Genomic DNA, 14,197 nt, shown 5'->3' with positions numbered 1-14,197 from the left:
TCAAGCACACTCAGAAACTCATGACTAATAACACTAGAGTGACGCTTTAAGTCTTGCCATCCCTTCAGTGATAGAGACAAGTGCGCGATAGCCTAAATCTCGCTTGGCGGCGCTAATATCAAAATAATGGCTGCAGGATAACTGCCTTGCCACGAAGCGCGTCATCATGGGCTCTTCTTGCTTCTTTAGCAGAAAATACACAGTTTCCAGCACTGTGCCCGCCACATAGGCCACAGATTGCGGCACGCGCTTAGTGACTGGCGGCAAAGCATCGCAGGCCAAAATCAGATTGAGCATTTTGGCCATAGTGATGGGTTCATCGTTACTCAAAAAATAAGCTTTCCCTTGACACTTAGGCTTTGCTTGGCAAAGTTCAAGCGCGGCCAGCACATGGGCATAGGCAGCGTTGTCTATGTAGATGGTATCGACTAGCTTATCTTCGCGGCCAACCAGTTTAAGTTTATTTAAACGGCCGCGCGCCAGAACTCGAGGCACGAGATGGGGGTCGCCAGGACCCCATATCAAATGCGGCCTGAGCGCGACGGTTTTTAACGCATAGGGTGCAGTGGCTTGAGTCGTCACTTGGCTAGATAATTGAGTCACATCAGGATTCTCAAGTGGCATGTCACCCACTTGATTGGCATCGAGCATCATCTTTTCAGCGATGGCTTTAGAGTGGGCATAATGATTCAGGAATCTGGTGGCATAGGGAGTAGACTCATCAATACCTGATTCATCCTGCCCAGCAAAGGTCACACTCGGGGTACTGGTATAAACTAACTTATCTATTTTTAATGCCTTACAAGCGGCAATCACATTGGCAGCACCCTTCACATTTGGGCAAAAATAACTGTCTCTATCGCCCCAAACGCCGGCTTTAGACGCCACATGGAACACGATATCGCAGCCTTGCATCGCCTGTTGCAGTTGGTCTTTATTGACTAAATCCCCTTGCAGCATGACTACGCCCAGCGCTTCAAGTTCGGGATAGTGCCCACGGGCAAAACCTGTGACCTTAATGCCCGCGGCTAACAATCTCAAACAAATCGCTTTACCTAAAAATCCCCCCGCTCCCGTGACAAAGGCGTGTTGCACTTTAAGGGCGAGCTGCGCGAGTGCCGTTTGTTCAGCAGCATCAAATTGCGCAAGCGTCGTGCTCTTGATTGGGTTTATCGTCATTTAGGTATCAACCTTTCGTTTGCAATTGTGCCCAAACGGCTAATTTTTCTCTAAAAATCTTGGCATTATGCCGCACATCCACAGGAAAATCAGGATGAATAAGAAAACGTCTTATGCCCTGCGTCTGGGCAAATTGCTCAGCGATGGTAATCAAATCTTGATAAAGCTGCTCGCTCTTATTACACACCAATGATTGGTCGAGTTCGATACAGATCAAAGGCTCTATCTCGTTCGCCACTTTCACTCCAACTAAGGCAGAGCGCTTCACATTGGGATGGGTATTAAAAATGCGCTCGCAGGGAATAGAATAATAACGCTTTACCAACTGGCCTTTACGGGTGGTATCGACTCTGTGGGCCTTGCGACCGCACATCCACAGAAGACCTTGATCATCAAGATACCCCAAATCGCCCATGCGGTGTCTAACGGTATTGGTTGCCAAGTCCCAAATCTTGGCCGCCGCAGTCGCGCTATTACCTTGGCTATCGTTTTGGCTATCGTGCTGACTATTGTTTAGATAATAGGACTGACTCACCATAGGCCCCTGCACCACGATTTCACCGATTTCACCGTTATTCAGCACTAAGGCCTCATCCCACTCTTGGATAACGGCTTCGCTGATGCCTATGATACGAATCGTCACGCCATCGATAGCGCCGCCGACACAAATGCCGCCGCCGTTATCTGTGATATCTGTGGTGGCAAATAACGCATCGCTAGCAATCATGCTGATCGGCAAAGATTCGGTCGCACCGTAGGAATTTAAAATCGGCACGCCTTGGCTCAGCATCTTGCTAAATCGGGCGATGGAAGCAATGGTGGCTGGCGCACCCGCAGAAATGACCCGCTGCACGCTGGGCAGTTTATGCTGTTTTTGTTCACCTGCGCGGCCTAAACGTTCCAGCAAGGCGGGATTAACAAAGATGTTGCTGCATTGATATTTCTCAATCGCGGCAAACAGGAATTCGGGATTGGCGGTGATGGGTTTGCTGGCATCCATTTCTGGAACGATCGACGCCATACCCAGTGCGGGGCCAAAGAGTGAAAACAGCGGAAACGTCGCTAAATCGCGCTCTCCATGGCAAATGCCATAATCGTTTTTTAACGCTTGAATTTGCGCCTCAAACATCCCATGGCTATACACTACGCCCTTAGGCGTGCCGGTACTGCCACTGGTGAATAAAATGGCCGCCATCTCATCAGATTTGAGCATCACCATGGGGTATTCAGCATGTTGGGCTTGGGTATGTTGAGCCGAGGCGTTTCGTGAAGAGCTGTTTTGCAGCAGAGTCGATAAACTGATGGCGCCAGTAGCGATGCGCATTAATCGTGCAGCTAAGCCTGTTTTGCCGCCATCAACATTGAGCAATGACTTAATGCTGCCCTTACCCCAACCAAATAACCGTCTGGCGATATGGGCTTTAGGAATACCGATAAAGGCATCGGGCGCGGCTTCGGCAAAACACTGCTTAAGATTGTTAATCCCCATGCCGGGATCAACTAAGATAGGAATAACCCCCGCTTTAAACAGCGCAAAAGTAAGTGCAAAAAAATCCAGACTCGGCGTGACCATAAGCACAGCTTTCATGCCGCGCTCAATACCATGGGCGTTTAGCGCAAAGGCTATCGCATCGCTTTGTCTATCTAGATTGAGAAAGTCCAACTCGCTGTAACGCAAATTCGCCACAGAAGCGCCCTGAGCGCTTTGTACTGCTACCGCAAGATGATGGGGAATAGCATGGGCGGCTTGCTTGAGATGACGACAAATATTGGCGTCACTGGTCAATACTGACGCAGAAGTGCCCGTTAAAAGTGACTTTTCCAACGGCGTCACTACAGCAGCCAACAAAGGAGTCACTTCAGTCTCAAGCAAGGTCGACATTAACCTACGGCCTGTTCGGACTGCGCAGCTGCTTGGTCGTCGGCCATAAAGCCTTTGATATAGGCAATCACTTCATCGCTGGCATCTTCCAGAATGTAGTGACCACAATCGGCAAACTCATGCACGGTCGCATGGGGCATATGCTGACGCCATTTTGCTAAAAAATGCTTATCGAATACAAAGTCCTTCAGGCCCCAGCAAATCAAAGTCGGCACTTTGGCAAACTGCGGTAAACTCGCAGCGATATCAGAGACTAACTGATAGTTTCTATCGCCTTCACGCAGCGGAATATCCTGCACAAAACGCAGCGTCGAAATGCGATTGGCCCAAGAGTTAAACGGCGCGACATACGCCTCACGAATGTATTTGGACATAGGCTGGCGCTTCACGCCCACATATGAGGCGATAGACGAAAAGGCATTAAAACCACGCACCAGCACTGTGCCTAGCAGGGTATTACGACAGATCCACAGCGGCCAAGGAAACGGCTTAGTCTCAGGCAGATGGAAAGCACCCGTGTTCAAAATCACTAGGCGTTTGATACGCTCAGGATAACGCGCCGCATAACCCATACCTATCATGCCGCCCCAGTCGTGTACAACTAAGGTAATGTTTTCTTTCACATTCAGGCTATCGAGCAGGGCTTCGAGATCGTCGATACGGTTCTTAAGGGTATAGTCATAGCCGCTATCGTCGGGCTTATCCGACAGACCACAGCCGATATGATCTGGCACTATGCATTGATGCGTATCTTTTAAGGCGCTCACGAGATTGCGGTAGTAAAACGACCAGCTAGGATTACCGTGAACCATCACCACAGGTTCGCCTTGGCCCTCGTTGATATAATGCAGCTTGTTGCCATTACGGCTAAGAAAATGACGTTTAAAAGGCAACAGAGTGTCTAACATGACGCTTCCTATCTTTTGTTCTATTTATGAGAGCGAATAATGGTTTATTTTTAGCAGGCTTAGCTTATCGACTGAACGACAGACTGAGCTATCAACTGAATCATGAACTGACTTCATTTACTCGAATGTATTCTAGCCATCAAGCAAAGGCGTGAAAAGGTGCACTGCACCCTACCACTTAATGCCTAACATCATGCAATTCAATCCACTGCCTATGCCTAAAAAGCTCACTTGATCGCCCGCTTGTAAAAAGCCTTGATCGTGCGCCATGGCGGCGGTCACAGGTAACGACACTGTGCCCATATTGCCCAGCAGCTGATACGTAGGAAATTCTTTCTCGGGGGGAATATTTAACGCGCTAAGCACTTGCTTACGGTTTGAGGCGCCCACTTGATGGCAAATCACTTTGTCCACTTGCTCAACCAGCCAATTACGCTGCTCAAGGAAATGCTCCCAAGTGTGTTTAGCTAGCTCAACGCCTTCTTTGAGAAGCGTCACCGCATCGGTACGCATAAACTCGCGGTACAGATTGTGCCCCACTTCCTGCAGACCCCATTGACACAACTGGTGGTGCTCAGGCGCCGATAAGTGCGATGCACCCAGCAATTGATGCTGACGCACATTTGTCAGCGGCAAACTGCCGTCGGTAAGAATAACTGCCACTGCGCCAGAGCCACCGGTTAAGGTCGCCAGCGACTGGGCAAAATTCTGCATAGTGGGATCGGCCAGCATGTTATCGATAGTGACATCGACAATATCCCGCGCCGATTCACAGGACACCACCATACCCGCCTTGATTTGACCCAACTCAATACGGTTAGCGATATCTAAAATACCCGATAACACCCCAAGACAAGCGTTGCTGATATCGTAAATGGCGGTGTCTTTTGACACGCCCAATTCGGCAGCAACACGACACGCGGTCGCGGGTTCATGTTGATCGCGGCACACGCCGGTATAGACAACAGCACCTAAATCGGCGACATCAATCCCAGTTTCAACCATGGCTTTACGGGCAGCTTTAATCGCACCGTCGGACAATTGATGTCCTTTTGGCCACCAGCGGCGTTCAGTAATCCCAGTCAATGCGGCAAGCTGTCCCATTGGAATACGGAACTTTTGATACAAAGGAGCAAGACGAGACTCTAGCTCACTACTGGAAACCACAACAGGCGCCAGTTCATAGGCCAGGCTATTAATAAATACGCGGGAATATTTCATGAAACTGTTTTATTCGCTCACTAGAATGACTGACCAACAGGTCAGCTTTCAGTTGTTATTCGTCATTAATGCGACATTTGAACAAGAAAAGCCCGATGATTCAATAAAAAACCATCTTCAGTGTAAGACTTGTCTCACAGCGCAGGTTCCAAACACGACGGCCCTGAATTCACTATCACTAAACTTAAATGCGCTAATATAGAAATACTTCATAAAAAACATCACAGTACAGCATATTTTCAGACACTCAAAATTATACTGACATTTTTTGCGCTAAAATCAGCGAATTTCTTGGTGTGACGCTGTTTGCACAAAATTCACCCACGCAAACACCATATCCTTGTTCCTGCAAAAAACAAGCGCGATCTAAGATTAACCATTGCTCGAGTACAGTGCGAAACAAATGCGCCACTAAATCGATGCGGCGAGTTAATTGTTGTCTTTGTCGCCCTATCTCAAGCCAAGCCTCAAAATCCTTGTTTTTGGCTAAATTAACGGCCTTAGTCTCGGCCGCCCACAGGCAAAAATCAGTAAAACTGCCGCTCAACTGACTCTGTTTTAACGAGGGTAAAGGTAAATATGCGTCGATTTGTCTACATTGACGTTGCAGTGCATCAAAGCCTAAGCGCCACGCGATTTCTTGATGGCGCAGCGCCTGTTGTTTGGGATTGGCGATCACGCTCTGCTGCAGCGGTAACTGTAAATCATGGCGACTGAGTTTTAGGCTGCTCTGCTGAGCAAGATTGGATAACGGCTGATAATGGCTCGCGTGAATTAAATGATAACAACAGGGGGAAATCGCCAGCGCCTGCGTGCCCGCCTCGGCCGCCAGCGTTAACAGCCGAACATGCAAATCACCGCAGGCATGCAATGCAACCGCTTGCTGCCGTGCGATTAACGGATTGGCTTTTGCGGCGTGTTGAGCTGGTGCTTCAACTGTAGTAATGGATGTGGTTATGGATGTGTTTGTCGCGGCATGTTCTGCACCAATAGCAAAGGCATCGGCGCAAATAAAGGTTTGTGACAACTGCCACTTATCGGCAAAGGCCTGCCCTGCTTCACATAATGGCGCTTGCCATTCTAAGCTCACCACTTCGGCGCCGCGGGCTTTAGCAATCAAGCGGCCCAAATGCCCTTTACCCGCACACCATTCCAGCACAGGTAAATTAAGCTGGGGTAAATGCTGCACAAAGGCGGTAATTTGCTGCCATTTACGGCCTTTGATGTGCGCACTGAAATGCGCTTCATCGTCAAAGGACAAGCCACCTTGCTGCGCTGCGGTGTTATCCGCAAGCGACGGTTCAGCCACGCCAGCCTTATCAGTAACCGTCTTATCGTTAAAAACCGTACGTTCGGCAATGGATGCGGTGAGCAATGACAAGTCCCAATCTTGGCCTAATGTCCTAAGATCGTGACTTAATGCCGGTGACAACGCTTTAACCAGCAAAGATTGCTCGGCATCGAGTCCATCCAGCTCATCGTCAGCCAGCGCCCACACAGCTTCGGCCAACTGCGGAAAATCCTGTGCCCAAGGTAAAGCGTTCACTTCAAATGCACGCACTTGCCACAGGGCTGCACTCTGTTCAAGCAACTGATTAAGTTCGCTAAATTTCTGTGAGTAAGTGAGTTGTTGCTGCAGATTATCTTGGTTCACGTCATGCCCAGTGTAAAAAATACATGTCTAACCTTAGGCCAAGGGAATGCGCCCTAAAGATGACTTTATGCGAAAAAATGTTAGTATCACGGCCTTTAAACACTCAACCATATTGTTAACTGAGAAGACTCGGTTAACTAACCATAAGGCTCCAGAGGACACCTATGCTTTCACCTTGCGTCGCACGCTGCGGTTTAAATGACGAAGACTACTGCATGGGCTGCTTTCGACATATCGATGAAATCGTCAGTTGGCGCACGAGTAGCGAAGCGCAACAGGCGGCCATTTGTCAGCAACTCCCCGCCCGCAAAGCCTTATTTGAAGGCAGTGAAAACCAGCATATTTTAAGCCGCGATAAATGGTTAGCTGCCGAGGCGCGTTTAACCGACAAGGACTAAACCCGTCCGCTAACGCCACCTTCTCCGCAATATCATCCTACTAAAAAACTGCAAGACTATTTTTTAAGCATTGATTTCAAGTCGGCAAAGGGATTGTAGGTCGCCGCCGCTTGTTTCGTTTCAGTGGTGCTGCCATAGCGGATCAGTTCTTCGAAACGAGAATGTTCGTTATCGTGGCAGTACAGGCACAATAACTCCCAGTTTGAACCGTCTGACGGGTTGTTATCGTGGTTATGATCGCGATGATGCACTGTCAGTTCACTTAAGTTTTTCGGGGTAAACTCGCGTGTACAACGGCCACATACCCAAGGATAAAGTTTTAACGCCTGCTCACGGTAACCGCCCTCACGCTTAGCTTTGTACTCCCGCGCATCGGCTAATACTTTATCTAACTTACTCTGGCCTGGCACTGATGACATAGTGTAATCCCTAAAACAAACCCTAAAAAAATTGCCCCAAGGATAATCCGAGTTATCACTTGGGGCAATATCTCCCGCACTTTGCGGGTTAATGGTGCGCGATTTGTAGACGTAAATGGCTAAACCGACTTACGTTACTGGCTTAGCTAACTTAGCTTACGTTACTTAGCTTATGTGGGCATGATCGGCATTCGACAGATGCAAGTAGTGTAAGTATTTTTCATACTGAGTCACCACATCCGCGAGGATTTGCTCTTCGGTATACCCCATCACATCGTAATGCTGACCACCTTGTTCTAAATACACTTCGGCGCGGTAATACAAGGTATTGCCCTGCTCGATTTCAGTCCCTATCGGGTTAGTGATTTCGAAACAACGGGTGCGTACTCCGTAAACAAAGGGCAAGTTCACCTCATTGCTGATCACCAAGCGTACGCGGCCATCTAAGTATTCGAGATCCGCCACTATACCTTTGGTCATAAAGTGTTGACACACCTTAGATAAAGCGGGTGTCGCGACATTGTTCAAGAACACTTGCGCTTCTTCATGGGTGGGATGCGAGACGAGCACGCCAATGCGTTCTTCCCAGCTCATGTTGGTTTTGGCGTACTGCACACTGGTATTGTGTAACTGCACACTGTTGATCTTAAGCCAGTCATTCTTCAGGGCTTTAAATAATCCCAGACACATGAATAACATCACCACGAGGAACGGCATGGCACTGGCGATAGCCGCCGTTTGCAGCGCCTGTAAACCACCAGCCAACAACAATACCGAGGCCACAACCCCTTGCAATAGAGCCCAGAAGATCCTCTGCCATACAGGCGCATTGTTATCGCCGCCCGAGGTCAGATTATCAATCACTAAGGATCCCGAATCCGACGAGGTTACAAAGAAGGTCACGACTAAACAAATCGCAATCCCTGAGAGTAAGGTCGGGAACGGCATGTGCTCGAAAAACACAAACAAGGCCACTGACACATCGGTATTCACCGCCTCGGCAAGGTAGGTTGCGCCTTGATTCATAATCGAATCAATCGCAGAGTTACCAAACACTGTCATCCATAGGAAGGTCAGCGCCGATGGCACAAATAACACACCAATCAAAAACTCACGGATGGTACGACCGCGGCTCACACGCGCAATAAAGGTACCGACAAAAGGTGACCAAGAAATCCACCAGCCCCAATAGAGCAAGGTCCAGCCGCCGAGCCAATCTTCCTTATGTTGATAGGCGTACAAGTTAAAGGTTTTACCAACCAAATCACTTAAGTAACTGCCGGTGTTTTGCACAAAGGCCTGCAACAGCATGACTGTAGGGCCCAAGATCAAGACGATAAGCAATAAGATAATCGCGAGGCCAAGATTGAGTTCGCTTAAGCGTTTGACGCCTTTGTCGAGGCCAGAAAACACCGACAGCGTCGCGAGCAAGGTAATGCCGATGATCAAGCACACTTGCACTACTGCGTTATTAGGTAAACCTTCAAATAGATAACTCAAACCCGAGTTAACCTGCAACACCCCAAAACCCAGTGATGTCGCCACCCCAAACATAGTGCCGAGCACGGCAAAGGTATCGACAATATGGCCAATAGGACCATAAATGCGTTCACCAGTTAAGGGATAAAGAGCACTTCGTGGCAGTAGCGGTAACTTATGACGATAGGAGAAGTAGGCCAGACTCAATGCCACTACGGCATAAATCGCCCAAGCATGCAGTCCCCAATGGAAGAAAGTAATCTTCATCGCCTCTTTAGCGGCGGCGAGACTCTCAGGCGTAGCATCTGGCGGCGCCAGATAGTGCATTACAGGTTCGGCAACCCCAAAAAACATCAGGCCAATACCCATACCTGCCGAAAACAACATGGCAATCCAGCTTTTATAGCTGTAATCCGGCACAGAATGATCTGGCCCGAGTTTGATATCACCAAAGCGACTGACCATGACAAAGATGATAAAAATCAGGAAAAACGCCACGCTCAGAATGTAAAGCCAACCGGCTTTCACTTCTATCCATGACTGTATTGATCTAAAAACGGTGTTAGCCTCTGTGGGCCATACTGCACAAATCATCACCATCAAGATGATGAAAAAGACCGACGAATAAAATACCGGCGGATTAATACTCGACTTGATCGACATTGACTCTCCCTATTTCTAGCGGGTTCACTCTCCAAATATCTCAGCGCACCAACGGAGAGATAGAACAAAACTTATACTCATAATATGTTTAATGCTGCGGGGCTCATCTATGACCAGTATGGGCTCAATCCCACAGCTCAATGCAACGACTCGCTATGGCTAAACGTGACAGGATCTGAAAAACGGGATTAACAACACACGACTTTGACAGCCGATGATTGATGGATAAATAGCGTTAACACCACTAAGGCAGTCAAAGCATGCCTTTAGCATAAAACAAATTTATAATTAGAATATTTAGCACAAAAAATGGCGACCATATTGGTCGCCAAAAAATTATACCACAAAAATCATCAAATTTAATTTTAAACGCTAAATCGCTTGAACCAACATCCGATTACTTAGTAGGTGTTTGCGAAATGCCAGCGGTTAAATTAAAGCGCATCGCCTCTTCAAACGACCAGTCGACCATGATTAGATCGTCCCGTTTGATCAAGCTAGTCACGCCCGCCATTTGGTAACTCAATTGGAACAACACAGGCACCCAATCGCCCTCAGGCAACGCATCTAACAAAGGCTGCGGCGGCGTATCTGTCATGATAAATCCCACCACAAAACTGCCATTCGCCTGCTTCACTAACACTGTCTTTTGGCTGGTCGGCTTGCCATCACGATTCATCAAAGAAGCAATATCACGGATACTGCCATAAACCGATTTAAACAATGGGAAACGCATCAACTGGCGCTCAAGCCAGCCATAAAGCCACACAATCGGGCTGACTGAAAACAACAGGCCCACCGCAAAAACTAATGCCACCACCAGTATAAAACCGGCGCCGACAAAGTGTTGGTTAATCCCTACCAACTCTAAAATCACAATTCCTAAACCATCTAACGATACAAACAACGACCAAAACAGCCACAAACTCAAGGCCATAGGTAATAGATTCATCAAGCCGCGGGCTAAGGTTTTCTTCATCACTCTCTCATTCGGTCATAGGGATATAGTAGGCACAAAATATTTACGCAAAAAAACGCCACAAATGCTACCACAGAGTCACTTTTGCACCAGCACATGATGTAAGGTATCTGACTCTTATTCGTCTCAAGTGTAGAGATAGCGTTCAAAATCAGAGCCCACTCTGAGCCATTCTAAGGAAAGTAAAATGCGCGTAACCCGCTTAGATCATTTGGTCTTAACCGTAAAAGACATCGCCGTCAGTGTCGAATTTTATCAAACCGTACTCGGAATGAAGAAAGTGGTATTTGGCAATCAGCGTATTGCGTTAAGTTTTGGCGATCAAAAGATTAACTTGCACCAAGCGGGCGCCGAATTTGAACCTAAGGCCGCAGCAGCCACGCCCGGCAGTGCCGATCTGTGTTTTGTAGTCAGCCATAACATAGAAGAAGTGATCGCGCATTTAAACGCTCTTCAGATTGAAATCATTGAAGGCCCAGTGCTACGAACCGGCGCCACAGGCCGGATAAACTCTGTCTATATCCGAGACCCCGATTGTAACCTGCTTGAGTTATCAGAATATTTGCCCGCCTGCACGGGATAAACGAATTGGGGCAATATCAGCAGCAGTTCTGCTAGCACGCGGCGAGCAGAACTGCAGCTGACGTTATACTGGTTCACTGTTGTTTGCGATAAGAATCTCGACAGTTATATGGCATTCATTGTCATTGTTTCCCGATTGACTCATGATCCTTTGAGCTAATAAGAGGTATCCCTATAGGCTCCACTAAAAAGCGAGTGATCAAAACAAGACGACTGGGTTTTGCAGTGTTAATTATCATTACTTCCCCAGTGACCCGCCGTAAACTCATCCTTGAGGGCTCTACTAAAACATCCCTGTTTTAGAAGGTCACTGGTGCAGCAATGACAATCTTAAGTAAGTTATCAATACCTATGTCTGCCCTAAAAAGCATTTGCCCCTTTATCATTTAGAGTTAAAACTCATTTAAGCTTCATTCATTTGAATTTTCCATACGAAATCTAATGCGAAATTAATCGTATCTAGAAAACTAGCGACTTATCAGAGTCCATCGCTAGTCATAAATGTCCGCTGCGGCATCTACACTTGGATTTATTGTCTCTTCGATTTAGCCATATCTAGTACTAAATTTTTATCAAAACAATGAACACTTCACTATAATGCATTATAAGTACAATCTATATCAGGCTGAAGCATTCCATCGAGCACGTTAAAAACTGCTGGTAGATCTTCTTTGTATGTCGCTATGTAATTAGAAGTAATAATCTTTGCAACTTGGTTCTCAAGTCTTTTACTTTTAATTAAGTCTCCATGCTCACTCCAATATTGCTTCATTGCAGAAATGTCAAAGCCAGCCGCTAATCCATTTTTTGTTGGCTGATATTTATCTTCATAATCTCTCCCGTATTGACGGGTAAAATTCATTAAACAGTGATTGATAAAATGAAATATGTTGTTCTCATCAATCTTCGGGTTGAAACATATATTAAAAAAGTAATCATTCATAATCCTAGATATCCCCCCCAGATCCTCTGTACCACTCTCATCATAAAATCCGCAACCAACTTCATTTTCAGGTGGCGTTGTATTGCACAATTGATAAGTAACAAAAGTTTTTAAGCTAGATCTCTCAGTATCTATTTTATTTACTAAAATATCAATTCGTTGATTCGGAGTTTCTTCCACTCGCTCTGCTAAGTATTCTTCAGCTTTGCCCAAGAAGTTTTTATTAGGAGTATCATCAATTTCAGAAAGGAAATTGCGTTCTGTATCTATATACCTAGCCTTAAATAACGAAGCTATTTCTTGTGATAACTTTCTCATTCCATTTCGTTCAAGGTCTGATACTAAGCCATCAGTCTTAGCCTCACTTTCTTCAAATAAAATCAATGCAGAGTTGATATTATGTAATTGATTTCCTCTTTTAACGGAACAAGATAATCTAAAAGTTAGCAGATCATCCCAAGCTAATGCTCCACGTTCATACGAAACTAATCTTGCAATAATTCCTTTTCCTTCATGCATATTTTGGCCGAAGATCCGATAAGCAACTTCAGCAACATTATCCCTTGATCGTCTCTGAGCATTAGTTCTTCCCCATCCCGCGATATCTAAAAGACGAATCAATGAATAAATTGAACTAGGACGTTGGCCGATATGCATGCCATCCATAGCCACAAGAGAGTACTGAGGTAAAAGTTCAATCAAGGTGTTAATCGCGTCATCCACTACAATATTTGTAAAACCATGGGATTGATTAACAAGAATACTCCAGAATTTATTATGAGCATGCTCACCAAGCTTTAAACTAAACTCATCACGTTTTAACTCTTTTTCTATAGCACTAACATGGGAATCTTTATTGACTTTTACACGTTCAACTGCACTCCAATATAAAATATAAGTATCTCTAGGCTCGGGTATAGCCAGCCTCACTATTAACTTTAGATACTTTTCGAGATTTCTATCGCTTCCAACATTAGAAAGACTAGCTTTCCTCTGTTTTAGTTCTGTATGAACCCTCTTTTCACCTTCTCCGAATAATTCATTAAGCAAGAACTTAGCACTTGTTTCTTGTTTTTCTAAATATTGAATAAATGGATCACCACTTTCGACTTTTGTACTATCAGTTCTAGATAAATTATTAAATTTACTAAAAATACCAGTGTGAAAATCCGTTTCTTCTGAATAAATTCTCCTAAAAACCCCTGGGTAATGCAAATGCAACAAGAGCAAATTAATCAGTGAAAAACGACAAAAATCGGTTTTATCTAAATCAATAGTCTCTATCTGTAAAAGCAAAAGTGTATTTACAAATCGTTTAACTTTTCGTAAGTCGCCAACAATAGGCATATATTCATCGGCTTTATCACCTTCAAGCATTTCAACTAAAGTAGTTAGAACCGAAGATAGTTGTAGTATTTTTTCTGATGAGGCTGTAAGTTGCGTAACTTGTTCATTTATCCAATTGTTAAGGAGATACTTTTTTATACTAGCCCTATCAATAAATAAACTATACTGAATCATGACAAATTTTTCTAAAAACTCTCGCGCTTTTTCTCCATCTTCTTTTCCTAAGAGCAAATTTTCCAAGTCATAACATAGAATATAAGAAGCTTGTGACAAGTTATATGTCCGCCTTACAGTAAATAATACATTGTTAACAAGCTTGGGCTCTAGCCTATCGAGATCGTCAACCACTACGACTAAACGTCGCCCAGCACGTTTCAATACTTCATCAATATCATGAAGCATCTCATCAATGGTTTCATTTGAAGGCTCTAAAGAGAGTTTAAAACCAAGAAAAGAGAAGCCTGCTTTACCTTTTAACATCCGAGAATATCGTGATGCTAGAGGCTGAAATTCAGGGGCATACACTTGGTTCTGTATTGTCGT

The 14,197-nt window shown here is 45.6% G+C and carries 11 protein-coding genes; 2 read left to right on the top strand and 9 right to left on the bottom strand.

All coding sequences use genetic code 11. The features are described from left to right. Nucleotides 1-33: 33 nt before the first annotated feature. The 5 genes from oleD to Q4Q46_RS06315 form a co-directional block, all read right to left on the bottom strand. The gene (oleD, locus tag Q4Q46_RS06335; RefSeq protein WP_311905535.1) at nt 34-1,179 is read right to left on the bottom strand and encodes a 2-alkyl-3-oxoalkanoate reductase; all 1,146 of its coding nucleotides are present in this window, start codon (nt 1,177-1,179) and stop codon (nt 34-36) included. Between the two features lie 7 nt (nt 1,180-1,186). Beyond that, nucleotides 1,187-3,061 carry an olefin beta-lactone synthetase gene (gene oleC / locus Q4Q46_RS06330; RefSeq protein WP_311905534.1) on the bottom strand — a complete coding sequence of 625 codons (1,875 nt, stop codon included), beginning with the start codon at nt 3,059-3,061 and terminating at the stop codon, nt 1,187-1,189. Further along, on the bottom strand, nt 3,061-3,969 hold the full coding sequence (locus Q4Q46_RS06325; protein WP_259523666.1) for an alpha/beta fold hydrolase: 909 nt from the start codon (nt 3,967-3,969) through the stop codon (nt 3,061-3,063). Before Q4Q46_RS06325 ends, oleC begins: the two co-directional genes overlap by 1 nt. Before the next feature lie 171 nt (nt 3,970-4,140). Then, complete coding sequence (locus Q4Q46_RS06320; protein WP_011846420.1) at nt 4,141-5,190, bottom strand: 3-oxoacyl-ACP synthase III; 1,050 nt, start codon at nt 5,188-5,190, stop codon at nt 4,141-4,143. A gap of 253 nt (nt 5,191-5,443) precedes the next feature. After that, nucleotides 5,444-6,844 carry a methyltransferase gene (locus Q4Q46_RS06315; RefSeq protein WP_311905533.1) on the bottom strand — a complete coding sequence of 467 codons (1,401 nt, stop codon included), beginning with the start codon at nt 6,842-6,844 and terminating at the stop codon, nt 5,444-5,446. A 164-nt stretch (nt 6,845-7,008) separates the two neighbouring features. Here Q4Q46_RS06315 and Q4Q46_RS06310 point away from each other — a divergent pair, with 164 nt between their 5' ends. After that, complete coding sequence (locus Q4Q46_RS06310) at nt 7,009-7,242, top strand: DUF1289 domain-containing protein (protein WP_006085323.1); 234 nt, start codon at nt 7,009-7,011, stop codon at nt 7,240-7,242. 56 nt (nt 7,243-7,298) lie between these two features. On the opposite strand, the gene Q4Q46_RS06305 is transcribed toward Q4Q46_RS06310, so the two are convergent. The 3 genes from Q4Q46_RS06305 to Q4Q46_RS06295 form a co-directional block, all read right to left on the bottom strand. Continuing rightward, nucleotides 7,299-7,661, bottom strand: coding sequence for a YajD family HNH nuclease (locus Q4Q46_RS06305; RefSeq protein ID WP_006081075.1), 363 nt, complete (start codon nt 7,659-7,661; stop codon nt 7,299-7,301). 165 nt (nt 7,662-7,826) lie between these two features. Further along, nucleotides 7,827-9,803, bottom strand: coding sequence for a BCCT family transporter (locus Q4Q46_RS06300; protein ID WP_311905532.1), 1,977 nt, complete (start codon nt 9,801-9,803; stop codon nt 7,827-7,829). A 397-nt stretch (nt 9,804-10,200) separates the two neighbouring features. After that, nucleotides 10,201-10,782: a DUF502 domain-containing protein gene (locus Q4Q46_RS06295; RefSeq protein WP_226059804.1), complete on the bottom strand. Its 582-nt coding sequence runs from the start codon at nt 10,780-10,782 to the stop codon at nt 10,201-10,203. A gap of 187 nt (nt 10,783-10,969) precedes the next feature. On the opposite strand from Q4Q46_RS06295, the gene Q4Q46_RS06290 reads away from it, so the two are divergent. After that, on the top strand, nt 10,970-11,365 hold the full coding sequence (locus Q4Q46_RS06290) for a VOC family protein (RefSeq protein WP_006085321.1): 396 nt from the start codon (nt 10,970-10,972) through the stop codon (nt 11,363-11,365). A gap of 591 nt (nt 11,366-11,956) precedes the next feature. On the opposite strand, the gene Q4Q46_RS06285 is transcribed toward Q4Q46_RS06290, so the two are convergent. After that, the coding region (locus Q4Q46_RS06285) for a P-loop NTPase fold protein (protein ID WP_311905531.1) at nt 11,957-14,197 on the bottom strand (2,241 nt) is incomplete at its 5' end.

Source organism: Shewanella vaxholmensis (assembly GCF_031932135.1).
GTDB classification, from domain to species: domain Bacteria; phylum Pseudomonadota; class Gammaproteobacteria; order Enterobacterales; family Shewanellaceae; genus Shewanella; species Shewanella hafniensis.
The sequence above is the reverse complement of the archived record's forward strand: the minus strand, read 5'-3'. Positions and strand labels throughout refer to the sequence as shown.